19 protein-coding genes are annotated in these 24,700 nt (G+C 51.9%); 12 read left to right on the top strand and 7 right to left on the bottom strand.

Annotated elements, in window-relative coordinates:
* Positions 1 to 158 precede the first annotated feature (158 nt).
* From yddG to HU143_RS11720, 3 genes are all read left to right on the top strand, one after another.
* The gene (gene yddG / locus HU143_RS11730; protein ID WP_000203795.1) at positions 159 to 1,040 is read left to right on the top strand and encodes an aromatic amino acid efflux DMT transporter YddG; all 882 of its coding nucleotides are present in this window, start codon (positions 159 to 161) and stop codon (positions 1,038 to 1,040) included.
* 522 nt (positions 1,041 to 1,562) lie between these two features.
* The gene (gene ompD / locus HU143_RS11725) at positions 1,563 to 2,651 is read left to right on the top strand and encodes a porin OmpD (RefSeq protein WP_000769037.1); all 1,089 of its coding nucleotides are present in this window, start codon (positions 1,563 to 1,565) and stop codon (positions 2,649 to 2,651) included.
* 143 nt (positions 2,652 to 2,794) lie between these two features.
* Positions 2,795 to 3,175 carry a GFA family protein gene (locus tag HU143_RS11720; RefSeq protein WP_014343841.1) on the top strand — a complete coding sequence of 127 codons (381 nt, stop codon included), beginning with the start codon at positions 2,795 to 2,797 and terminating at the stop codon, positions 3,173 to 3,175.
* Positions 3,176 to 3,199: 24 nt separating this feature from the next.
* Here the strand turns inward: HU143_RS11720 and smvA are convergent, their stop codons facing one another.
* The gene (gene smvA, locus HU143_RS11715; RefSeq protein WP_023227512.1) at positions 3,200 to 4,687 is read right to left on the bottom strand and encodes a methyl viologen efflux MFS transporter SmvA; all 1,488 of its coding nucleotides are present in this window, start codon (positions 4,685 to 4,687) and stop codon (positions 3,200 to 3,202) included.
* 117 nt (positions 4,688 to 4,804) lie between these two features.
* On the opposite strand from smvA, the gene HU143_RS11710 reads away from it, so the two are divergent.
* From HU143_RS11710 to HU143_RS11680, 7 genes are all read left to right on the top strand, one after another.
* Complete coding sequence (locus HU143_RS11710; protein WP_017466200.1) at positions 4,805 to 5,383, top strand: TetR family transcriptional regulator; 579 nt, start codon at positions 4,805 to 4,807, stop codon at positions 5,381 to 5,383.
* 213 nt (positions 5,384 to 5,596) lie between these two features.
* On the top strand, positions 5,597 to 6,985 hold the full coding sequence (locus HU143_RS11705; protein WP_000198258.1) for a NarK family nitrate/nitrite MFS transporter: 1,389 nt from the start codon (positions 5,597 to 5,599) through the stop codon (positions 6,983 to 6,985).
* Between the two features lie 91 nt (positions 6,986 to 7,076).
* Positions 7,077 to 10,817 (top strand): nitrate reductase subunit alpha, encoded by a 3,741-nt coding sequence (locus HU143_RS11700; protein WP_023227513.1) that lies wholly within the window; start codon positions 7,077 to 7,079, stop codon positions 10,815 to 10,817.
* Positions 10,814 to 12,358 (top strand): nitrate reductase subunit beta, encoded by a 1,545-nt coding sequence (narH, locus tag HU143_RS11695; RefSeq protein WP_000702595.1) that lies wholly within the window; start codon positions 10,814 to 10,816, stop codon positions 12,356 to 12,358. The genes HU143_RS11700 and narH overlap by 4 nt, the downstream gene beginning before the upstream one ends.
* Complete coding sequence (gene narW / locus HU143_RS11690; RefSeq protein WP_001166289.1) at positions 12,358 to 13,053, top strand: nitrate reductase molybdenum cofactor assembly chaperone; 696 nt, start codon at positions 12,358 to 12,360, stop codon at positions 13,051 to 13,053. Before narH ends, narW begins: the two co-directional genes overlap by 1 nt.
* The gene (gene narI / locus HU143_RS11685; protein ID WP_000617106.1) at positions 13,050 to 13,730 is read left to right on the top strand and encodes a respiratory nitrate reductase subunit gamma; all 681 of its coding nucleotides are present in this window, start codon (positions 13,050 to 13,052) and stop codon (positions 13,728 to 13,730) included. Before narW ends, narI begins: the two co-directional genes overlap by 4 nt.
* A 105-nt stretch (positions 13,731 to 13,835) precedes the next feature.
* The gene (locus tag HU143_RS11680) at positions 13,836 to 14,729 is read left to right on the top strand and encodes a PhzF family isomerase (protein WP_023227515.1); all 894 of its coding nucleotides are present in this window, start codon (positions 13,836 to 13,838) and stop codon (positions 14,727 to 14,729) included.
* 35 nt (positions 14,730 to 14,764) lie between these two features.
* Here the strand turns inward: HU143_RS11680 and nhoA are convergent, their stop codons facing one another.
* Together nhoA and steA are read right to left on the bottom strand one after the other, a co-directional pair.
* A complete protein-coding gene (nhoA, locus tag HU143_RS11675) occupies positions 14,765 to 15,610 on the bottom strand; it encodes an N-hydroxyarylamine O-acetyltransferase (RefSeq protein WP_023227516.1) in 846 nt (281 codons plus the stop codon).
* A 283-nt stretch (positions 15,611 to 15,893) separates the two neighbouring features.
* Positions 15,894 to 16,526: a type III secretion system effector SteA gene (gene steA, locus HU143_RS11670; protein WP_023227517.1), complete on the bottom strand. Its 633-nt coding sequence runs from the start codon at positions 16,524 to 16,526 to the stop codon at positions 15,894 to 15,896.
* A 512-nt stretch (positions 16,527 to 17,038) separates the two neighbouring features.
* Between steA and ansP the strand changes: the two genes are divergently transcribed.
* Positions 17,039 to 18,532, top strand: a complete 1,494-nt coding sequence (gene ansP, locus HU143_RS11665) for an L-asparagine permease (RefSeq protein ID WP_000857112.1) — start codon at positions 17,039 to 17,041, stop codon at positions 18,530 to 18,532.
* A 76-nt stretch (positions 18,533 to 18,608) separates the two neighbouring features.
* Here ansP and HU143_RS11660 read toward each other — a convergent pair whose 3' ends face one another.
* Both HU143_RS11660 and HU143_RS11655 read right to left on the bottom strand, forming a co-directional pair.
* The gene (locus HU143_RS11660; RefSeq protein WP_000732362.1) at positions 18,609 to 18,830 is read right to left on the bottom strand and encodes a YgdI/YgdR family lipoprotein; all 222 of its coding nucleotides are present in this window, start codon (positions 18,828 to 18,830) and stop codon (positions 18,609 to 18,611) included.
* Positions 18,831 to 18,974: 144 nt separating this feature from the next.
* A complete protein-coding gene (locus HU143_RS11655; RefSeq protein WP_000550638.1) occupies positions 18,975 to 20,036 on the bottom strand; it encodes a YncE family protein in 1,062 nt (353 codons plus the stop codon).
* A gap of 263 nt (positions 20,037 to 20,299) precedes the next feature.
* Here HU143_RS11655 and pqqU point away from each other — a divergent pair, with 263 nt between their 5' ends.
* Positions 20,300 to 22,420 (top strand): TonB-dependent receptor PqqU, encoded by a 2,121-nt coding sequence (gene pqqU / locus HU143_RS11650; protein WP_023227518.1) that lies wholly within the window; start codon positions 20,300 to 20,302, stop codon positions 22,418 to 22,420.
* Positions 22,421 to 22,486: 66 nt separating this feature from the next.
* On the opposite strand, the gene mcbR is transcribed toward pqqU, so the two are convergent.
* Both mcbR and HU143_RS11640 read right to left on the bottom strand, forming a co-directional pair.
* A complete protein-coding gene (mcbR, locus tag HU143_RS11645; RefSeq protein WP_001119592.1) occupies positions 22,487 to 23,152 on the bottom strand; it encodes a colanic acid/biofilm transcriptional regulator McbR in 666 nt (221 codons plus the stop codon).
* 333 nt (positions 23,153 to 23,485) lie between these two features.
* Positions 23,486 to 24,523 carry an NADP-dependent oxidoreductase gene (locus tag HU143_RS11640; RefSeq protein ID WP_023227519.1) on the bottom strand — a complete coding sequence of 346 codons (1,038 nt, stop codon included), beginning with the start codon at positions 24,521 to 24,523 and terminating at the stop codon, positions 23,486 to 23,488.
* Positions 24,524 to 24,700: the final 177 nt, after the last annotated feature.

The raw sequence follows: 24,700 nt of genomic DNA, 5'->3' as shown, positions 1-24,700 counted from the left end.
AAATCAATATTGAAACGGTTCCGCTATTAAATAGCCCTATTTTTAAACTGCAATAACTCCAGGGAGGTACTAAAAAATGACACTGCATGGCATCGCCCTCGGAAAAAGTGCTATAAGTGGCAGTTTATTTTGCGCGGTATTCAGGACAGTCACAAAGCATGACATCACAAAAAGCAACGCTAATAGGGCTTGTAGCCATCGTTCTGTGGAGCACGATGGTTGGGTTAATTCGCGGCGTCAGCGAAGGTCTTGGACCGGTAGGCGGCGCAGCCATGATCTATTCATTAAGCGGCCTGCTGCTGATTTTTACCGTCGGATTACCTGATATCCGCCGTTTCCCGGGGCGATACCTCATCGCAGGCAGCGTACTGTTTGTCAGTTATGAAATATGCCTGGCGCTTTCTCTCGGTTATGCCGCCACTCGCCATCAGGCTATCGAAGTCGGCATGGTTAACTATTTATGGCCCAGCCTGACCATTCTGTTTGCCATTCTTTTTAATGGGCAAAAAACTAACTGGCTTATTGTTCCTGGATTGCTTATTGCACTTACTGGCGTTTGCTGGGTTCTGGGGGGCGAGAATGGTCTTAATCCAGGAGAAATTATCAGCAATGTCGCCACCAGTCCGCTAAGTTATTTACTGGCATTTCTTGGGGCGTTTATATGGGCGACGTACTGCACGGTCACAAATAAATATGCGCGTGGTTTTAACGGTATCACCGTCTTTGTGTTACTCACCGCCGTGGCGCTGTGGTTCCACTATTTTCTTACGCCGCAACCTGCCATGATATTTAGCCTACCGGTGATTGCTAAACTTTTTACCGCGGCATTAACGTTGGGGTTTGCCTACGCAGCATGGAATGTGGGCATACTTCATGGCAATGTGACTATCATGGCCGTAGGGTCTTATTTTACCCCCGTCATGTCCTCTGCTCTGGCAGCGCTGTTACTCAGCTCACCACTGTCATTCTCCTTCTGGCAAGGCGCAGTCATGGTTTGCGTAGGTTCACTACTTTGTTGGCTGGCAACGCGGCGGCGCTAATAGCGACGGGCGGGCCGATGTTGATATTAAATCGACCCGCTGTACCTTGACACTCTTCATAACACAACTACGCTTTTATCTATCGCCTGTGTGTATTTGACGATTTTTCATTTTCACGTGCTCCTCCTGCGCCATACCAGGATGCGCTGGTAAAAATGGATTTTATAAAATCGTTAAATATGTTAATGCAATGATATAATCATATTAACAAATATATAATTAACGTTAGCTCGCAACTGTATTAGTGCATATAATAATCAGTCGTTACTACCAAAAATAAAACCATAAACAGCCCAATAGTCCCCTCCGAAAATATATCTTATTAGACAGTCCCTATTTAAATTAATACTCTCAAATGTATTAAGGAGATCTCGATCACACAAATTAAAATAATTTGTAATCTTATGAAACTTATTATTGAACTTATGCCACTCCGTCATTTAAAAATAGTCTGCCATTGACAAACGCCTCGTTTAACAATGGTTGAGGAAACACGCTAAGAAAATTATAAGGATTATTAAAATGAAACTTAAGTTAGTGGCAGTGGCAGTGACTTCCCTGTTGGCAGCAGGCGTTGTAAATGCAGCCGAGGTATATAACAAAGACGGCAATAAACTGGATCTGTACGGTAAAGTTCACGCTCAGCATTATTTCTCTGATGATAACGGAAGTGATGGTGACAAAACTTACGCGCGTCTGGGCTTCAAAGGCGAAACGCAGATCAACGATCAGTTAACCGGTTTTGGCCAGTGGGAATATGAATTCAAAGGCAACCGTACTGAAAGCCAGGGCGCTGACAAAGACAAAACCCGTCTGGCGTTTGCTGGTCTGAAATTCGCTGACTACGGTTCTTTCGACTACGGTCGTAACTACGGCGTTGCTTACGACATCGGCGCATGGACCGACGTTCTGCCAGAGTTTGGTGGCGATACCTGGACTCAGACTGACGTCTTCATGACTGGCCGTACTACTGGTGTTGCCACCTACCGTAACACTGACTTCTTTGGCCTGGTTGAAGGTCTGAACTTTGCCGCGCAGTACCAGGGCAAAAACGACCGTGACGGCGCGTACGAGTCTAACGGCGACGGTTTCGGTCTGTCCGCAACGTATGAGTACGAAGGTTTTGGCGTAGGTGCGGCCTATGCGAAGTCTGACCGTACTAACAACCAGGTGAAAGCAGCGAGCAACCTGAATGCTGCGGGTAAAAACGCTGAAGTCTGGGCTGCTGGTCTGAAATATGATGCGAACAACATCTACCTGGCGACCACCTACTCCGAAACGCTGAACATGACCACCTTTGGTGAAGATTCAGCGGGTGATGCGTTTATCGCGAATAAAACCCAGAACTTTGAAGCAGTTGCTCAGTATCAGTTCGACTTCGGTCTGCGTCCGTCCATCGCTTACCTGAAATCCAAAGGTAAAAACCTGGGTACTTACGGCGACCAGGATCTGGTTGAGTACATCGATGTCGGTGCTACCTACTACTTCAACAAAAACATGTCCACCTTCGTTGATTACAAAATCAACCTGCTGGACGACAGCGACTTCACCAAAGCGGCTAAAGTGTCTACCGACAACATCGTTGCTGTTGGTCTGAACTACCAGTTCTAATTTTGTTGTAGTCTGAATACAAAGCCAGTCCTTTCAGGGCTGGCTTTTTCTCTTGATGTAGACTCGGTCATAAGGAGTATGCCGTGCAGACGTTCACTGGTCGTTGTCTTTGCGGACAGAGCCATTTTACCGTTGACGTCGAAATGCTGGATGTCTATGCCTGCCATTGTACGCTGTGTCAAAAATGGTCGGGTGGAATAGCCATGTATCTGGAAGCCTGCGGGCAACCACAGCTAGCCCCCCTTTCCCCGGAACCGCCATACTTTTCATCCTCTTCGCGCGGCGAACGCTACTTCTGTTCCGGCTGCGGGTGTCCGCTGTGGTTTCGGCTTACCGATACCGATCGCTATTTTATTCCCTGGACCTTACTGGAACTGAACGAAGTTGATCGCCGTCGGCTGATTCTGGCTGCGGAAATCTATACCGAAACCCAGCCTGCCTTCTGGCGACTGACGGGGCAATACGCACGCCTCAGCGGTAAAGAGGTTGAGGAAATGGACTCCCCCTGCCAGCTAGCGCATTAAGCGCTTATCTCATCAGGCATTATGTTATCGGCGTTGGGCTTTTGCCAGGCTGAACCACATCCCTACCGCCAGCAAAAGAAGCATACTCCCGGCGCTGCTTAACGCCACGCTATGCGACCAGATAAAGGCGTGTCTGGCGGCGTCCAGTATTGCCTGCCCCTGCGTGGGCGGCAGGCTATTCGCCAACTGCACGGCTTCTCCCATTGAAGATGACGCTCTGGCAATCTCTTGCGCCTCAAGCCCGGCAGGCAGACGGATAGACGCGGAGAAGCTACGGCTTAACAACAGACCGAAAATGGCAATGCCCAGTCCCGCGCCCAGTTCATAAGCCATCGTTTCTATCGCGCCGGCCGCCGCCGCTTTTTCTGCCGGCGCAGCGGCCATAATTGCCGACGTGGAAGCCAGCAATGCGCTGGCGGCGCTAAATCCCAGCAGCGCCATCAGCCCCCAGGCCTGCCATTGCTGGGTGCTGAAATCCGTCATCGCCAGGCCATAAAAACTCAGCGCGCTTAACGCCATGCCGCCCGTCGCGACCAGCCGTAGTCCCAGACGCGAGACCAGCGCGCCCGCAATCGGCCCGCTGAATCCACTGGCGACCATCACCGGCAGCATAAATACCCCGGCCTCATAAGGCGATAGCCCGTGAACAAACTGCAGCTCTTGCGCCATCAGCAGCTCAAAACCCACCAGCGTGATCATCGCGGTCATCGCCATCACGACGCCGCTCAGGATAATGCGATGGGTAAATAGTCGCATATCAATCATCGGACGCGATGTCGCAAGCTGTGTGCGGATAAAGAGTCCCAGGAGCAGCGCGCCGGTAAGCAGGGTAAGCGAGATGGCCCACAGCGACAAATTCCCTTTCAGCGCGGTTTTAGCGCTATAGACCAACAGCAAAATGGCAATAATCAGCATCACCGCATGGCCAAGATTGAGCGGTTGATCGCGACGGCCCGCTTGGCGAGGAACATAGCGGGCGGTTAAGCCCATGACGACCAGCACAATCGGCACGTTGATCAGGAAAACCGATCCCCAGTAAAAATGCTCTAATAAGATGCCGCCGATGAGCGGCCCAAACGCCGCTCCGCCCGAACCTACCGCTGCCCAGACGCCCAGCGCCATGTTGCGATGCTTCTCTTCGCAAAAGGTGGCGCGTATCCCGGCCAGCGTCGCCGGTACAATCATCGCCGCGCCAATAGCCAGTAATACCCTGGTGGCGATAAGCCAACTGGCGGTATGCGAAAACGCCGCCGCCAGTGACGCCAGGCCAAAGAGCGTCCCGCCCAGCATCAGCAGGCGTTTAAAACCGATACGATCGCCAAGCGCGCCCATCGGCAACACCATGCCAGCCATGACCAAAGAATAAATATCAATGATCCACAGCAGCTCGTTACCGCTGGCCCCCAGTGTCATACTCAGTGTCGGCGCGGCGACATGCAAGACCGTGGCATCAATGGCGACAGGAATATAGACCAGCACAATAATGACTAACGTTAACCACTGACGAAACATAACTCTCCCTTCAAAAACTCAAACCTGGACGCCTGTCCAATTTCAGGATCCTACGGTAAGTTGAACGAATGTCCAGCTTTTTGTTACACTGCGCGTATTGGCTAATGTGGGGAAAATATGAGTTACCTTAACCGGGATGAACGCCGCGAAGTGATCCTGCAAGCGGCGATGCGCGTGGCGCTGGCAGAGGGGTTTGCCGCCATGACGGTGCGACGAATCGCATCAGAAGCCGATGTCGCCGCCGGCCAGGTGCATCACCACTTCAGCTCGGCGGGCGAGCTCAAAGCGCAGGCCTTTGTCCATTTGATCCGCACCCTACTTGATGCCGGGCAAGTTCCGCCGCCCGCCACCTGGCGTGCACGGCTTCACGCTATGTTGGGTAGCGAAGACGGCGGCTTTGAGCCTTACATAAAATTGTGGCGAGAGGCGCAAATTCTGGCCGATCGGGATCCGCACATCAGAGATGCTTATCTCCTCACGATGCAGATGTGGCATGAGGAAACGGTCACAATTATCGAGCAGGGCAAACAGGCAGGAGAATTTACGTTTGCTGCTAACGCCACAGATATCGCCTGGCGGCTTATCGCACTGGTGTGCGGGCTGGACGGTATGTATGTGCTGGGTATTCCGGAAATGGCCGATCCCGCGTTTAAATTCCATCTGGATCGTATGATTACGCTTGAACTCTTTGCGTAAAGTTACAAATAATTTAATAAAAATCACTTTTAATTTACAAATAGTAACAATTAAGAAACATCATATCTCCTCTTCGCGCCGCGCTGGCCTGGTTTTTTATCTATTCTTTCACTCAATATTCTAAAAAAACTTCAATAAGTTCTCAAAAGAGCGCGTGACGCTCTGTCTCTTTTTTGTGTTTTTTTCAAATGATATGCGCATGTGAGGGGTAAAATGACACGACAAAACGAGAATTATAACCGTTATCTCTTGAGTGACTGGCGACCCGAAAATCCAGCCTTCTGGGAGAATAAAGGGAAAGGCATCGCCAGAAGAAACTTATGGATTTCAGTAAGTTGTTTGCTCCTGGCATTTTGCGTCTGGATGTTGTTTAGCGCTGTTGCCGTCAACCTCAATAAAATTGGATTTAATTTTACCACCGACCAACTCTTTTTATTAACCGCATTACCTTCTCTTTCCGGCGCAATATTACGCGTTCCCTACTCCTTTATGGTACCACTGTTTGGTGGCCGTAAATGGACCGTATTAAGTACCGTAATATTGATTATTCCCTGCGCCTGGCTGGGATTCGCCGTGCAAAATCCTGCCACCCCTTTCGGGGTATTTATGCTCATCGCTCTGTTGTGCGGTTTTGCGGGGGCAAACTTCGCGTCCAGTATGGGCAACATCAGTTTTTTCTTTCCAAAAGCCAGACAAGGTAGCGCGTTGGGTATTAACGGCGGACTGGGAAATCTTGGCGTCAGTGTGATGCAGTTGATTGCGCCGCTGGTTATTTTTCTGCCGATATTTACTTTTTTAGGCGTCCGGGGCGTGCCGCAACCTGATGGCTCCCTGCTCGCTCTCACTAACGCCGCCTGGATCTGGGTGCCGTTACTGGCTGTCGCGACGCTTGCCGCCTGGTTTGGTATGAACGATATCGGCAGTTCAAAAGCGTCTGTCGTCTCGCAATTGCCGGTGCTAAAACGTCTGCACCTGTGGCTGCTTAGCCTGTTGTACCTGGCGACATTCGGGTCATTCATCGGCTTTTCCGCAGGTTTCGCCATGCTCGCCAAAACGCAATTTCCCGACGTAAACATTCTGCAACTGGCGTTCTTTGGCCCCTTTATCGGCGCGCTGGCGCGATCGGCAGGCGGCGTGATCTCCGATAAATTCGGCGGCGTTCGCGTCACGCTCATTAATTTTATCTTTATGGCGCTGTTTACCGCCTTGCTATTCCTCACGCTGCCAGGCTCCGGCGCAGGCAGCTTTAGCGCGTTCTATCTTGTTTTTATGGGCCTGTTTTTGACAGCGGGTCTCGGCAGCGGTTCTACCTTCCAGATGATTGCGGTGATCTTCCGTCAGATCACGCTCTACAACGTCAAACTGCGCGGCGGGAGCGATGAGCAGGCGCAGCGCGAAGCGGTGACGGATACCGCCGCCGCGCTCGGTTTTATCTCCGCTATTGGCGCTGTGGGCGGCTTCTTTATTCCAAAAGCGTTTGGCACCTCTTTGGCCTTGACCGGCTCGCCGGTGGGCGCCATGAAAATCTTTTTGCTGTTTTACATCGCTTGCGTCCTGCTGACCTGGCTGGTCTACGGGCGTCGTAAGCCTAAACAACAATAACAACATACGCACCTGTAGGACGGCCATCCGGTAATGGTTTAACGCCAAATCGACAGGGTGGCGGAAAATTTATCGAAGCAGGAGAAATGTCATGAGTAAACTGTTGGATCGCTTTCGTTACTTTAAACAAAAAGGCGATACCTTTGCCGACGGCCATGGTCAGGTGATGCATACCAACCGCGACTGGGAAGACAGTTATCGCCAGCGCTGGCAGTTTGATAAGATCGTGCGCTCAACCCACGGCGTCAACTGCACGGGCTCCTGTAGCTGGAAAATTTATGTCAAAAACGGTCTGGTGACGTGGGAAACTCAACAAACCGACTACCCGCGCACGCGTCCCGATTTACCGAACCATGAACCGCGCGGCTGCCCGCGCGGCGCCAGCTACTCCTGGTATCTCTATAGCGCCAATCGTCAGAAATACCCTCTGGTGCGTAAGCGGCTGATAGAACTGTGGCGCGAGGCCCTTTCCCGGCACAGCGATCCGGTACTGGCATGGGAATCTATAATGAACGACCCGCAAAAATGCCAAAGTTACAAACAGGTGCGCGGACATGGCGGCTTTATTCGTTCGAACTGGAAAGAGCTGAATCAGCTCATTGCCGCCGCTAACGTCTGGACAATCAAAACCTATGGTCCGGATCGTGTGGCGGGATTTTCACCTATTCCGGCGATGTCGATGGTTTCTTACGCCGCCGGAACACGTTATCTGTCATTGCTTGGCGGTACTTGTCTGAGCTTCTATGACTGGTATTGCGATCTTCCGCCCGCGTCGCCAATGACCTGGGGCGAGCAAACTGACGTGCCGGAGTCCGCCGACTGGTATAACTCAGCCTACATTATTGCCTGGGGCTCTAACGTGCCGCAGACGCGTACCCCGGACGCCCACTTCTTTACCGAAGTGCGCTACAAAGGCACTAAGACGATCGCCATCACCCCGGACTATTCCGAAGTCGCTAAACTGTGCGATCAGTGGCTGGCGCCAAAGCAAGGTACTGACAGCGCGCTGGCGATGGCCATGGGTCACGTTATTTTAAAAGAGTTTCATCTCGATAATCCCAGCGACTATTTTCTTAACTATTGCCGCCGTTATACCGACATGCCAATGCTGGTCCTGTTGGATGAGCGCGCAGACGGCAGTTATGTGCCGGGGCGTATGATGCGCGCATCGGATCTGGTGGATGGACTGGGAGAAGCCAATAATCCGGAATGGAAAACCGTCGCGCTCAACAGTACGGGCGAACTGGTCGCGCCCAACGGTTCTATCGGTTTTCGCTGGGGCGAAAAGGGAAAATGGAACCTGGAACCGGTGGCGGCGGGCGTCGAAACTGAACTGTCGCTCTCTTTACTCGGTCAGCATGATGACGTGGCGGGTGTCGCTTTCCCCTATTTTGGCGGCAACGAAAACCCACATTTTCGCAGCGTGCGGCAGGAACCGGTACTGGTACGTCAGTTACCGGTGAAACGCCTGGATCTGGCGGACGGTAGCGAGCGGATGGTCGTCAGCGTTTACGATCTGGTGCTGGCGAATTATGGGCTGGATCGTGGTCTGGATGACGGCCATAGCGCCAATAATTATAACGACGTAAAAGCCTACACGCCGGCCTGGGGCGAACAGATTACCGGCGTGCCGCGTCGACATATCGAAACTATTGCGCGTGAATTTGCCGAGACCGCCCATAAAACTCACGGTCGTTCGATGATCATCCTCGGCGCGGGAGTGAATCACTGGTATCACATGGATATGAATTACCGTGGGATGATTAACATGCTGGTGTTCTGCGGTTGTGTTGGACAAACCGGCGGCGGCTGGGCGCATTATGTCGGCCAGGAGAAGCTGCGGCCGCAAACCGGCTGGCTGCCGCTGGCCTTCGCGCTGGACTGGAATCGCCCGCCGCGTCAGATGAACAGTACCTCGTTTTTCTACAACCATGCCAGCCAGTGGCGCTATGAAAAACTGACTGCGCAAGAGTTGCTGTCGCCGCTGGCCGATCCGGCTAAATTTTCCGGACACCTGATCGATTTCAACGTGCGCGCGGAACGTATGGGCTGGCTACCCTCGGCGCCGCAGCTTAATCTTAACCCGCTCAGCGTGAAAGCGAGCGCCGATAAAGCCGGGCTGTCTGCGGCGGATTATACCGTGCAGGCGTTGAAATCAGGCGCTATCCGTTTTGCCTGCGAACAGCCTGACAGTGGTCATAATCACCCGCGAAATTTATTTGTCTGGCGTTCTAACCTGCTCGGCTCCTCTGGGAAAGGTCATGAGTATATGCTCAAATATCTGCTGGGCACAGACAGCGGTATCCAGGGCGAAGCGCTGGGTTCCAGCGAAGGAATTAAGCCTGAAGAGGTGGAATGGCAGTCCGCCGCGATTGAGGGCAAGCTCGATCTGTTGGTCACGCTTGATTTCCGTATGTCCAGTACCTGTCTGTTTTCCGATATCGTTTTGCCGACCGCCACCTGGTATGAAAAAGACGATATGAATACCTCGGATATGCATCCGTTTATCCACCCCCTTTCCGCCGCGGTCGATCCTGCCTGGGAATCCAAAAGCGACTGGGAGATCTACAAAGGTATCGCCAGCGTCTTTTCTGAGGTGTGTGTCGGACATCTCGGACAGGAAACCGATGTGGTGTTACACCCGCTCCAGCATGATTCCCCGGCGGAACTGGCGCAGCCATTTGATATTCTCGACTGGCGTAAAGGCGAGTGCGAACTTATTCCGGGCAAAACCGCCCCCAATATCGTCGTGGTTGAACGCGATTATCCGGCCACCTATGAACGTTTTACCTCGCTGGGTCCCCTGCTGGATAAATTGGGCAACGGCGGTAAGGGTATTGCCTGGAATACGCAAGATGAAGTCGATTTCCTCGGTAAGCTCAATTACACCAAACACGATGGCCCGGCGAAAGGACGTCCGCGCATCGACACCGCGCTGGATGCCTCGGAAGTGATTCTTGCCTTAGCGCCGGAAACTAACGGCCAGGTGGCGGTGAAAGCCTGGCAGGCGTTGGGCGAGATGACCGGGCGCGAGCACACCCATCTGGCCATCAATAAAGAAGATGAGAAAATTCGCTTTCGTGATATCCAGGCGCAACCGCGCAAAATTATCTCCAGCCCGACCTGGTCAGGACTGGAAAGCGAGCATGTCTCTTATAACGCCGGATATACCAACGTACATGAACTGATCCCGTGGCGCACGTTGTCGGGGCGGCAACAACTCTATCAGGATCATGCGTGGATGCGCGCTTTTGGCGAAAGCCTGGTGGCATATCGCCCGCCGATTGATACCCGCAGCGTCAGCGAAATGCGAGATATTCCGCCCAACGGTTTCCCGGAAAAAGCGCTTAACTTCCTGACGCCGCACCAGAAATGGGGAATTCACTCCACCTACAGCGAAAACCTGCTGATGCTGACCTTGTCGCGCGGCGGGCCGATTGTCTGGATCAGCGAAGCCGATGCCCGTGAATTGGGTATTGAAGATAACGACTGGATTGAAGCCTTCAACGCTAATGGCGCCCTTACCGCTCGTGCGGTGGTCAGCCAGCGCGTCCCGCCGGGTATGACCATGATGTACCACGCCCAGGAGCGGATTATGAACATTCCGGGTTCGGAAGTCACCGGGATGCGCGGCGGGATCCATAACTCCGTGACCCGGGTCTGTCCAAAACCGACGCATATGATCGGCGGCTATGCGCAACTGGCTTACGGCTTCAACTATTACGGAACCGTGGGTTCGAATCGCGATGAATTCATCATGATCAGGAAGATGAAAAACATTAACTGGCTGGATGATGAGGGCCGGGATCAGGTACAGGAGGCGAAAAAATGAAAATACGCTCACAGGTTGGGATGGTACTGAATCTCGATAAATGTATTGGCTGTCACACCTGCTCCGTCACCTGTAAAAACGTCTGGACCGGACGTGAAGGGATGGAATACGCATGGTTCAATAACGTCGAAACTAAACCGGGTATCGGCTATCCCAAAAACTGGGAAGACCAGCAGGAGTGGCAAGGCGGTTGGGTTCGTGATGTTAATGGCAAGATAAGGCCCCGTCTGGGCGGCAAAATGGGGGTAATTAGCAAAATTTTCGCCAACCCGGTGATTCCGCAAATCGATGATTACTATGAACCCTTTACCTTCGATTATCAGCATTTACATAATGCGCCGGAGAGTAAGCATCAGCCCACTGCCCGTCCTCGTTCACTGATTGACGGAAAACGGATGGACAAGGTGATCTGGGGGCCAAACTGGGAAGAGCTGCTCGGCGGCGAGTTTGAAAAACGCGCCCGCGACCGCAACTTCGACAACATACAAAAAGAGATGTACGGTCAGTTCGAAAACACCTTCATGATGTACCTGCCGCGCCTGTGCGAACACTGCCTGAACCCCAGTTGTGTCGCCACCTGCCCAAGTGGCGCTATTTATAAGCGTGAAGAAGACGGCATCGTGCTAATCGACCAGGATAAATGCCGGGGCTGGCGTTTGTGTATCAGCGGCTGCCCGTACAAAAAAATCTACTTTAACTGGAAGAGCGGCAAGTCTGAGAAGTGCATATTTTGCTATCCGCGTATTGAATCCGGCCAGCCGACCGTTTGCTCGGAAACCTGCGTCGGGCGCATCCGTTATCTTGGCGTTCTGCTCTACGACGCCGACAGGATTGAAGAAGCGGCCAGTACCGAACACGAGACAGATTTGTATGAACGTCAGTGCGATGTGTTTCTCAATCCGCACGATCCGGCGGTCATCGAAGAGGCGCTTAAACAGGGCATCCCGCAAAACGTCATCGACGCCGCCCAACGGTCGCCTGTGTACAAAATGGCGATGGACTGGAAGCTGGCGCTTCCGCTGCACCCGGAATACCGTACCCTGCCGATGGTCTGGTACGTACCGCCGCTATCGCCCATCCAGTCATACGCCGACGCGGGCGGGTTGCCGCACAATGGCAATATTCTGCCGGCGGTGGAGACGCTGCGTATTCCGGTCCAGTACCTGGCCAATATGCTCAGCGCGGGCGATACCGGCCCGGTCATTCGGGCGCTAAAGCGGATGATGGCGATGCGCCACTACATGCGCTCGCAGACGGTTGAAGGCGTGACGGATACCCGCGCCATTGACGAAGTCGGTCTGAGCGTACAACAGGTTGAAGAGATGTATCGCTACCTGGCGATTGCCAATTATGAAGATCGTTTTGTCATTCCCACCAGCCACCGGGAAATGGCGCGCGATGCCTTTCCGGAGCGCAACGGCTGCGGCTTTACTTTTGGCGACGGTTGTCACGGCTCGGATACCAAATTCAACCTGTTCAACAGTAGCCGTATTGATGCCATCAATATCACCGAAGTACGTGATAAAGCGGAGGGGGAATAATGCAAATCCTCAAAGCGATTGGCCTGTTGATGGAGTATCCGGACGACGAGTTGTGGGAATGTCGGGATGAAGCGCTTGCCCTAATCCAACACGATGCGCCAATGCTGGCCAACTTCACTCGCGAGCTGCTTTATGCGCCGTTACTGGATAAACAAGCAGAATGGTGCGAAGTGTTTGACCGCGGGCGCGCCACTTCATTGCTGTTATTCGAGCATGTTCATGCGGAGTCCCGCGATCGCGGCCAGGCGATGGTCGATTTGTTAAGCCAGTATGAAACCGTGGGCCTGCACCTCAACTGCCGCGAACTGCCGGATCACCTGCCGCTCTATCTGGAGTACTTAAGCGTGTTGCCGGAAGCGGAAGCGCGCGAGGGATTACAGAATATTGCCCCTATTCTGGCGCTACTGGGCGGTCGTCTGAAACAGCGAGGAGCGCCGTGGTATCAACTGTTTGACGCCCTGCTGACGCTGGCGGGCAGTACGCTTACAAGTGACAGTGTCACCAAGCAGATTGTTCAGGAATCGCGGGATGATACCCGTCAGGCACTGGACGCCGTCTGGGAAGAAGAACAGGTGAAGTTTATCGAAGATAACGCCACGACCTGTGACAGTTCACCGTTACACCATTATCAACGACGCTTTAGCCAGGACGCGGCGCCGCAGTACGTCGACGTCAGCGCGGGAGGCCCGAAATGATACAGTACCTGAACGTCTTTTTTTACGACATCTACCCCTATATTTGCGCCACGGTATTCTTCCTCGGCAGTTGGCTGCGCTATGACTACGGACAATATACCTGGCGCGCGTCGTCCAGCCAGATGCTGGACAAGCGTGGGATGGTGATATGGTCGAATCTGTTCCATATTGGCATTCTGGGGATCTTCTTTGGCCATCTGTTTGGGATGCTGACGCCACACTGGATGTATGCCTGGTTCCTGCCGATTGCGGTAAAGCAGCAGATGGCGATGATCCTCGGCGGCGTGTGCGGCGTATTAACGTTGATCGGCGGCGCGGGATTACTGTGGCGTCGTCTGACCAATCAGCGTGTGCGGGCGACATCCACTACACCTGATATTATCATCATGAGCATTTTGCTGATTCAGTGCCTGCTTGGCCTGAGCACCATTCCGTTTTCGGCGCAATATCCGGATGGCAGCGAAATGATGAAGTTGGTGGGCTGGGCGCAAAGTATTGTCACCTTCCGCGGCGGGTCTTCGGAAATGCTGAGCGGTGTGGCGTTTGTTTTCCGCGTTCATCTGGTGCTGGGAATGACTATTTTCCTGCTCTTCCCGTTCACCCGTCTGGTTCATGTCTGGAGCGCGCCGTTTGAGTATTTCACCCGTCGCTACCAGATTGTTCGTACCCGCCGCTAATTCTCTTTGCCCGGGGATACGCTTACCGGGCAAAGAAAAACGCCTGGGCGTCGTCATTCGGCAACGCACAGGCTATGATGATTCTTCAGTCAAAGGAGAACATCAATGAAACCGCAGATTTACCATGTTGACGCCTTCACCGGCGAACCCTTTCGCGGCAACTCTGCTGGCGTTGTCTTACATGCGGATACGCTAAGCGACGCGCAGATGCAGCTGATTGCCCGTGAACTTCGTCACTCGGAAACCGCCTTTTTGCTAAAAAGCGAAGAGAGTGATGTGCGCATACGCTACTTTACACCGACAGTAGAAGTCCCCATCTGTGGTCATGCCACCGTGGCCGCGCATTATGTTCGGGCAACGGTACTGGGGTTGGGAAACACCACCGTCTGGCAAACCTCGTTAGCGGGCCGTCATCGCGTTGAAATTCATGCCGAACACAACGACTATCGCATCACGCTGGAACAAGGTCAGCCCTATTTTGAACCACCGCTAGTCGGAGAGATTCGGGCTGCCATCATCACCGCACTGAACCTGACTGAAGATGATATCGTGCCGGGAGCGCCAATTCAGGTGGCTTCAACAGGACATGCAAAAGTGATGATCCTGCTCAAACCAGACGTTGATATTGATGCCCTTTCGCCGAATCTGGCAGCCCTGACGGCAATCAGCCAGCAAATTGGCTGTAACGGCTTTTTTCCTTTCCAGATTCGTCCGGGAAAAAACGAAACCGATGGGCGAATGTTTTCCCCGGCGATAGGAATTGTGGAAGATCCGGTAACGGGAAACGCCAATGGCCCGATGGGGGCATGGCTCGTCCATCATGGCCTGATGGCGCATGACGGTAAAACGCTGCAGATTCAAGGCCATCAGGGGCGCGCTTTAGGCAAAGAGGGTACTGTTGATGTTACCGTCACCATTCGCGATAACCAGCCGGAAAACGTCACCATCTCCGGCCAGGCGATCATTCTGTTTCATGCCGAATGGGCCATTACTTTTTAATCTTTGTCAGGCCCGCAAATCCTCGCGGCAAAAAATTATTTTCCCGCCTCCGGATGGGTATCAAATGCAGCCATTACCGCGGCCAGCTCCGCCTCGGTAAAACCGTGCTTTACATCATTTACGCCGAGACCAAACTGCTGCTGAAGTAACTGATACAACGACGGCACATCCGGTACATTGACCTGTTCAACGGCATGTCCCTGGTGGTAACGCGTGAAGTGGAAATTCGTTAATGTCAGCTTGCCGCCATCAGGCAAATGGCGGCACATCAACAAATGATGACGAAAATGGGATTGCGGCCAGTGAGCCGACCAGAAATTGCCCATCACATGATCGCTCTGCTGCTGCACCTCCAGATCAAAACAGTACATCGACTGCCAGTAGTCATGGTGGCGGAATTGTAAAATCCATGTGCTCCCCTCCTGCATCAGGCGGTATTCGCCATGCGGCGTTTGCTGAGCAATTTCAGCCTGCAGACGAAGCGGCGCGGTTAGCGTTTGGCCGCCAAACCCCACGTCAGCGATCCACTGCTCGTCCTCAACATCAACCAGCAGCAAACGGTGCGTGCGCGGCGGTAAACTGGCGGGATGAGACAGAATGACCCGCCCTAATAAGCTTCGGACGTTAAAACCGATGTCGCGTAACGCGCGTTCAAACAGGCCATTCAGTTCAAAACAGTATCCACCGCGTCGGGCATAAAGCAGTTTCTCCTCTAATGCCGTCTCATCGAGCTGTATTTCACGAGGCAGTAGCACATCCAGATTTTCAAAAGGAATCGCGCAGTTGTGCGCTAAGTGAAGCGTTCTGAGCGCTTCAACCGTAGGAACCCCCAACGGCTGACAATGTAATCGCGTAAAATAAGCATGTAAAAAAGAGGTCATCTGAGGCTTCCATTAACATTAATGCTTGCGTTCGGCACACAGGCTGAGGCGGATATCGCTGCGCAACAGGATACCCTATCCGTGGAATAGCGTTGGATACTTTTGAAAAAAATAAGACAGGCCGGCTGTCGCGCCGGAGGTACGTGGAATTTTGGCGTACAAACGGAAATCGGGTTCTGAGAATCTCTTTGCGACACGCCGCCAAAATAGCGGCGTGTTAAAATTTTTAACGCCGGCTCAGCGAGTCTGATTTCTAACAAAACTGGCTAAACATAAACGCTTTTTAATAATTGTCCAAATAGTTATGGTAGCGAGCTTTTATGTCGGCCGCCCATTGCGCTTTCGCCTCCTGCATGTTGCTGGCCCGAGCGATATAATATTCTAAACACGGAATGGCGCCTAATGCCTGAGGTAAGGCATTATATGCTGCCATTCGCTCTCTGACGGTTTTATATTTTTCATCAATATCATAATCATAGTACGCTGGCGCTTCAAAAAAGCCCTCTTCCAGTCTCATACAAATCTCTTCAAAGGTCCCCTCAACCTCAACGGTATGCTTGCCATCCGATATCCTGACGATTGGCTTACCTTCAGCTATCAGCGAGAGTTGTTCGAATGTTAACATCCGACCATCAGAAAGCTCGACATCTATAGTAAACAGTCCATCACGTACAGCATCAGCAAGGTGATTATGGATATTCCCTGCATTGGCACAGAACTCCGCAACTTTAGGCGTAACATTACAATAATGTTCAATTACTCTTGTAAATCCGTAGGCCAGTCCTGCGGTAAGCACATACAAGATGCCTTTCAGGATTTTTGTTGATAATTTATTTTCATAATCTCCTGCAGCAACATGAGGTAGCTTATTTCCTGATAAAGCTCTGGCATAGGTAGAAACTGATGTATATGGCATATCCTACTCCTTCAAATTTTGCTCAATAGCTTTATATGTCCTACTCCTCTCTCATTATGACGATATGTCAATCAACAAAATTGCTCAAAGGCATACATTTTCAGGAGAAAATGAGAATAACAGGCGCAACGGCCTGATCTTATGCTGCTTCAATATCGTCAGGTGGTTTATCGTTCGAGGTCATATCTATGACCATAAATCCCTGCAGGGATTAACCCTGATTAATTATTGCGCAACGCAATCACTGCGGATTTGTGCTGAAAGCTTATCTGGCTGAATCGTGACCACACCGCACCACATCTGACCGCACAAATAAACACGACATCCTCATTTTCTTCTTTCCGTATGTTTTGCGTCATTTAACAATTGCAGGTAGGATGCTCCGCCGGCGGTTTTATCCCTGTCACAGAATCAGGGAAAAGCGGCATTCGCCATTGCAGGCAATCGATTGGTGAGCGCCCGTCGCGGCATAAGGAATTTTTCTGTCAGGACAGGCTATAACAGGTAACGTAATGAAAACACAGACTACGCACGCCGCAGAACAACATGCGGCGAAACGACGCTGGCTGAACGCCCATGAAGAGGGGTATCACAAAGCGATGGGGAATCGTCAGGTTCAGATGATTGCTATCGGCGGCGCGATTGGCACCGGTTTATTTTTAGGTGCAGGCGCCCGATTGCAAATGGCCGGACCGGCACTGGCGCTGGTCTATCTGATATGCGGCATTTTTTCTTTTTTCATTTTACGCGCGCTGGGCGAACTGGTATTGCATCGCCCTTCCAGCGGGAGCTTCGTCTCCTACGCCCGTGAATTTTTGGGTGAAAAAGCGGCCTACGTCGCAGGCTGGATGTACTTTATTAACTGGGCGATGACCGGGATCGTCGATATCACCGCAGTGGCGTTATATATGCACTACTGGGGCGCATTTGGCGACGTTCCGCAATGGGTGTTCGCGCTCGGCGCGTTAACCATTGTCGGTACCATGAACATGATCGGCGTAAAATGGTTTGCCGAAATGGAGTTCTGGTTCGCGCTGATAAAAGTACTCGCCATTGTTATCTTCCTGGTGGTAGGCACGATTTTTCTCGGTACCGGTCAACCGCTTGAGGGTAATGCCACCGGTTTTCACCTGATTACAGATAATGGCGGCTTTTTCCCGCACGGCCTGTTGCCCGCGCTGGTACTGATTCAGGGCGTAGTGTTCGCCTTTGCTTCGATTGAACTGGTCGGTACCGCCGCTGGGGAGTGCAAAGATCCACAGACGATGGTGCCAAAAGCCATCAATAGCGTTATCTGGCGTATTGGTCTTTTCTATGTAGGATCGGTCGTATTGCTGGTTTTGCTGCTGCCGTGGAACGCCTACCAGGCGGGGCAAAGTCCGTTTGTCACCTTCTTTTCTAAACTTGGCGTGCCTTATATCGGCAGTATTATGAATATCGTGGTGTTAACCGCCGCGCTTTCCAGCCTGAACTCCGGGCTTTACTGTACGGGGAGAATTTTACGTTCAATGTCGATGGGGGGTTCCGCGCCGAAATTCATGGCGAAAATGAGCCGTCAGCATGTGCCCTATGCGGGTATTCTGGCGACTCTGGTGGTTTACGTGGTTGGCGTGTTCCTGAATTACCTGGTCCCCTCCCGCGTGTTTGAGATCGTTCTTAATTTTGCCTCGCTTGGCATTATCGCGTCGTGGGCGTTTATCATGGTGTGCCAGATGCGTTTACGCCAGGCGATAAAAGAAGGCAAAGCCGCAGACGTCAGTTTTAAACTGCCCGGCGCGCCTTTCACCTCCTGGCTAACGCTGCTGTTTTTATTAAGCGTGCTGGTACTCATGGCGTTTGACTACCCGAATGGAACTTACACTATCGCCTCGTTGCCGCTGATCGCTATTCTGCTGGTCGCCGGCTGGTTTGGCGTGCGACGTCGCGTGGCGGAGATCCATCGCACTGCGCCAGTGACGGCGGATTCGACAGAGAGTGTCGTATTGAAAGAAGAAGCAGCGACATAACATTACCCTTCCCCGGCAGCCCCAGGCCTGCCGGGTTTAATGCGCGTTGCCGCCAACACCGCATCGCGCCCAATGCTTAGTCAGCCTTAATCAACTGCGCCACATCATTGCTGTTAATTTCCCGCTGGTTGCCTTCCTGATCGGTATAACTGGTCATCCCCGTCTCTTTATCTAACTGCGGCTTACCCTGAGTTACGATCGTTTGCCCATTCTTTGTCGTCATTACATAGTTGGTTGTGCAACCCGCAAGCATAAAAAACATCATGCCCAAACCTGAGCATATAAATAACTTTTTCATATTTTCCTCGTGAATATAATGAGTTAACTACAGCAAAAAGGCAGTGTAATTCTCACAGAATCATCAGGCTATCGGCGGGGTGTAACGAGGCGTATCGGTGCGTTTAAAGAGATGACTGGAGGGGTTTCCCCCTCCATACCCTATTTACAGAGCAATGCGAATAACATCATCCGGCTGCGTCGCTTCCTGTTCACGTGTCGATTTCTGCTTCACGCTGACGTAGAGCGTTTTACCGTCTGCCGATAGCGCCAGGCTATTCGGGTATGTCGGCGTATCGAACGTTTTAACAACGTTATAGGTCTTCGCATCGATCACGCTGACCTGCCCTGCCTGACGATGCGTCACGTAAGCCTCGTTACGTGTCGGATTATACAGGACGGCCAAAGAGGCAGGGGCCGCGATTTTGGCAAGAATATTGCCATTACGGGTATCGACAACCAGGACTTCAGTCGCCTTCGAGTCGGTGATAAACGCGCGATGACCTGCGGTATCGAGACTCAGGTTAATAAAGAAGTGTTCTTTACCGTCATCCAGCAACTTCTTACGACTGAGAATTTTATTGCTGGCGGTATCGATGGTGATAAATTCGCCATCCGCATTGGTGGTGTACAGGCGTTGCGCTTTACTGTCGAGCGCCAGACCCGTACTCATTTTGCCGGTATTTTCGATCGTCGTTTTCAGTTTGATGGTTTCGCCATCCACTACCCAAATAGCACTCTCTTTACCAACACCGCTAATGTAGATCGTGTTGGTCGCCGCATCGGCAACCAGCTCACGGGGCTGTAACGGACGAACCTCTTCAGTACGTTTGCGCGCATCAAGTACCAGACGACCTTTTACATCACCCGTTTTGGCATCAATCGCGGTAACAGCGCTGTTAATGGTATTGCCAAACCACAGCGTTTGGGTCGCGGCATTGATGGTGGCGCCGAACGGCTTGAGATCGTTATGAATCGCTTGCGTGATTTCCAGCGTCACCGGGTCGAGACGATAAACTACGCCGCCTTTATCCAGTTTACGGCTTTGCGATGTAGCCAGCCAGAGCGCGTTTTCTTGCTGACTCCAGGCCATCTCATAAGCGCCTTTGCCTACCGCTTTACGCAGCATGTCTTCCGCCGCCAGCGTGCTAAATGAGGATGCGACGAGGAGCGAACCTAACAATAAAGAACCACGCAGGCGCGGCGAAAAAAGATGACGTAAGTGCATGACGACTCCCTTTGATAAAAACGTGTATAGCTGCTTCACACTACTTCGCTGCGCGGGATCTTCGTTCCGCACTTATTATAAGTTGAGAATAATAATCATTATTTATCAGAAAGTGGAGCTTTTCCTCGCCTGCGAATGTCATGGCTCTTAAATACCGCACATTTTCTTAACTTAATGTGCGATTAAAATTTCAAAACTTTACATATTGACTACCCTTAATGTCACGTTTTCCGTTGATACGCTTACATTTATCCGGCATTTTCATGAAAATTATTTCCGTTAGACAGCGACTTTATCCCGCCCTCTTATTGCCTCTGACCTTCTCCCCGGTCCTTCAGGCCGCCAGCGCGCCCAATGAACAAACCATGATAGTCACCGCAACGCCGCAAACCGTATCCGAACTGGATACACCTGCCGCCGTTAGCGTCATTGAGGGAGAAGACATGCGTCTGGCGACGCCGCGCGTCAATTTATCTGAGTCTTTAACCAGCGTCCCGGGATTGCAGGTGCAAAACCGGCAGAACTACGCGCAGGATCTGCAGATCTCTATCCGTGGATTTGGCTCGCGTTCCGCCTTTGGCGTGCGCGGCATTCGTCTGTATGTTGATGGCATTCCCGCCACCATGCCGGATGGGCAAGGCCAGATTTCGAATATTGATATTAACAGCATACAAGACGTTGAAGTGTTACGCGGCCCCTTCTCAGCGCTATACGGCAATGCTTCCGGCGGCGTAATAAATGTCACCACCGAAACCGGGAGACAGCCGCCAACCCTTGAGGCCAGCAGCTACTACGGCAGTTATGGAAGCTGGCGCTATGGGCTAAAAGCCACGGGCGCGATGGGTGACGGCACACAGCCTGGCGACGTGGATTACACGGTATCAACTACCCGTTTCACCACCCACGGCTACCGCGATCACAGCGGCGCGCGAAAAAATCTGGCTAATGCCAAACTGGGCGTGCGCCTTGACGATGTCAGTAAACTCTCGCTGATTTTTAATAGTGTGGACATTAAGGCGGACGATCCCGGCGGACTTACCGAATCTGAATGGAAAGCCGATCCGCAACAGGCGCCGCGCGCTGAACAGTACAATACGCGTAAAACCATCAAACAAACTCAGGCAGGATTGCGTTATGAACGTCAGCTCAGCGCGCAGGATGATATCAGCGTGATGGCCTACGCCGGAGAGCGGGAAACCACGCAATACCAGTCTATTCCCCTGGTAGCACAGCTAAAACCGGCCCAGGCTGGCGGCGTGATTACACTGCAACGCCACTATCAGGGCATTGATTCCCGCTGGACTCACCGGGGAGAATTAGGCGTGCCGGTCACCTTCACGGGCGGAGTAAATTATGAAAACATGAGCGAAAACCGCAAGGGTTACAATAACTTCCGTCTCAACAACGGCACCCCTGAGTTTGGGCATAAAGGCGATTTACGGCGGGATGAGCGTAACCTGATGTGGAATGTCGATCCTTATCTGCAAACCCAGTGGCAGCTTACGCAAAAACTCTCGCTGGATGCTGGCGTGCGCTACAGTTCCGTGTGGTTCGATTCTAACGATCACTATATCGCGCCCGGCAATGGCGATGATAGCGGCGACGCCAGCTATCACCACTGGCTACCCGCCGGATCGCTAAAATATGCGTTAACTGACGCCTGGAATCTCTATCTTGCTGCCGGTCGCGGATTTGAAACTCCCACTATCAATGAGCTTTCTTATCGCGCTGACGGCCAAAGCGGGTTCAACTTTGACCTCAAACCGTCGACCAATGATACGGTGGAAGTCGGCAGTAAAACGCGGATTGGCAATGGCTTGTTGACCGCCGCGTTATTTCAAACCGATACCGATGATGAAATTGTCGTCGCCAGTAGTATGGGAGGACGCACTACCTACAAAAACGCGGGCAAAACGCGCCGCCAGGGCGCAGAACTCGCGTTGGACCAGCGCTTCGCCGGCGACTGGCGGGTGAAAGCATCATGGACCTGGCTGGATGCGACCTATCGCAGTAACGTTTGTCAGGGGCAAAACTGTGATGGAAACCGAATGCCCGGCATCGCCCGTAATATGGGATTCGCCTCATTAGGTTTTATCCCGGATGAGGGGTGGTACGCCGGAACAGACATTCGGTATATGGGCGATATCATGGCCGATGATGAAAATACCGCCAAAGCGCCTTCGTATACCGTTGTTGGACTAAATACAGGGTATAAATTTAATTACAGTCAGCTTACCGTCGATATTTTTGGGCGGGTAGATAATCTATTTGATAAAGAATATATCGGTTCGGTGATCGTTAATGAATCTAATGGCCGATATTATGAGCCAGCGCCAGGGCGTAACTATGGCGTGGGGATTAATCTGGCATGGCAATTTGAATAAATATCCGGCAAATATCCGTCAATAGCGGGGAGCCCCCGCTATTGATAAGTCATAGTTTCATGAAAGTTACATGAAGTACTGATTTTTAATCGTCGCTACGTTTTGTTGCAAAACGTTCTGTAGGCAGTGGCGACTGGCTTCTTTATCACCAGTCACTAACGCATTAAGCAATTTTCTGTACAGATTAACGCCGTTTTGATAATCATCAAGTTTAAAATTATCATATAAAAAATGCAGGCTTGGCCCCAGGCGTACCCATAATTGCTCGATCATGGCATACAGGGTTGGCATATCCGCGTAGTGGTAGATCTCAAAGCGGAATGCGCGGTTGGCCAAAAGAATTTTCTCCATAACGCCACTTTCCAGCGCCTGTTGAAATTCATCTAATAGCGCATTCAGCGTCTGCTCGCGATCCGGGGTAATCTTACCCGCAGCGGCGACCACCGCCATCTCCTCCAGGGCAGTACGAATCGTATTAATTTCCAGCAAACTTTCCAGCGAGATCTCCGGCACCATAAACGCCTGTGCTGGCGCCACCGCCAAAGCACTGGAAGAGACCAGCCTTAACAGGGCCTCACGCACCGGCGTAATACTGACGCCTAACTCTTGAGCGATATTTTTAGTGATAAGCCTTGCGCCTGGTTTTAATGCGCCAATAGACAATTGATGCTTTAACCGATTTTCAACCTGTGTGGTCAGGCTTATATGTTGTGTTTTTTCCGTACCCGGCATTTTCCTTCCTTCACCTCTTGGCAGAACAACATCGCAATCGAGTCCCGAAGAAGTTTCGGAACTTAATTGTAAAAAAGATAATCCAGGCCTGAACGACCAAATAAATAAAAGTGATAATTTACTTGCGTGATATTCTCATCTTTTACAACAATACAGGTTTCTTTATGGCAACCGTTTTATCTCCGTCATTCCTTCATGTATCGAGATTTTTGACCGGTTCAGGCCGCTGAGGGAGATAAGCTGCCCCACCGCGATCTGAATGATGAAGATAAGTAAAGCCGCAATTTTAAAATTTGCACATTTTTATGGCGACATCATGCCGCCATTTTTTCTTTACGCATCGTCCGCTAAACGTATCACGACTTTGCCAAAGTTCTTCCCCGCTAGCAGCCCCATAAACGCTTCTGGCGCATTTTCCAGCCCATCAGTAATCTGCTCCCGATAATGTATTTTCCCTTCTTTGATCCAACGCCCCATTTCTTGCTGAAACTCATGTATCCGGTGACCATAGTCCTGGTTGATGATAAAACCTTGCAGACGAATACGCTTTTTAAGTAATGTCGCCATCAGCAGAGGCAGTCTGTCTGGACCGTCCGGCAACGTTGTCGCATTGTAGCCGCTGACCAGACCGCAGAGCGGAATCCGCGCCGACGTATTCAGTAGCGGTAAGACGGCGTCAAAGACTTTACCGCCGACATTCTCATAATAGATATCGATACCCTGCGGGCAGGCCTGCGCAAGCTGTTGTGGGAAATTATCAGCGTGATGATCAAGGCACAGATCAAATCCCAAAACGTCTGTCGCATGACGGCATTTTTCCGCGCCGCCGGCAATACCCACGACCCGGCAGCCCTTCAGCTTGCCAATTTGCCCAACCGTTGCGCCTACGGGGCCGGTGGCGGCGGCGACAACCAGCGTTTCGCCCTCTTTCGGCTGGCCGATATCCAGTAACCCCATATAGGCGGTAAACCCCGGCATCCCTAAAACTCCCAACGACCAGGAAGGATGTTGCGGATTATCACCCAGCTTTACCAACCCTTCGCTATCTGAAATGTCATAATCCTGCCAGCCATTGTAACTCAACACCCATTCGTCTGGTCGGTAATCAGGATGGTTCGACGCGACAACGCGACTGACCGTACCGCCAACCATAACGCAGCCAGGTTCCACAGGCGGCGCATAAGAGGGTTCATCGCTCATGCGGCCACGCATATAAGGGTCGAGTGATAAAAAAACGGTACGCAATAGCACCTGCCCTTCACCGGGCGTCGCGACGTCATCTTCTTCGAGGCGGAAGTTATCCATCTGCGGCGCGCCGTGGGGACGCGAGGCCAAAACCCAACGACGATTTCGGTTGGTCTGTTGCTTCATTCTATTCTCCTCATGCCTGGCATAATCCATCAATAATAGTCGAACATTAGCTTTCTGAGGGAGTTAAACACTCTCAGATATCAGGCGGCTTTCACCGCGGGACGCTTTTTATGAACGACTTTCTCCCCCCTCTCGCTAAATATGAATTCTTGCGCTAATTCGTTGATTTATGCCGCC

Origin of the sequence: Salmonella sp. SJTUF14076, from assembly GCF_015534835.1 — a bacterium.
Classification (GTDB): Bacteria; Pseudomonadota; Gammaproteobacteria; order Enterobacterales; family Enterobacteriaceae; genus Salmonella; species Salmonella enterica.
The sequence above is the reverse complement of the archived record's forward strand: the minus strand, read 5'-3'. Positions and strand labels throughout refer to the sequence as shown.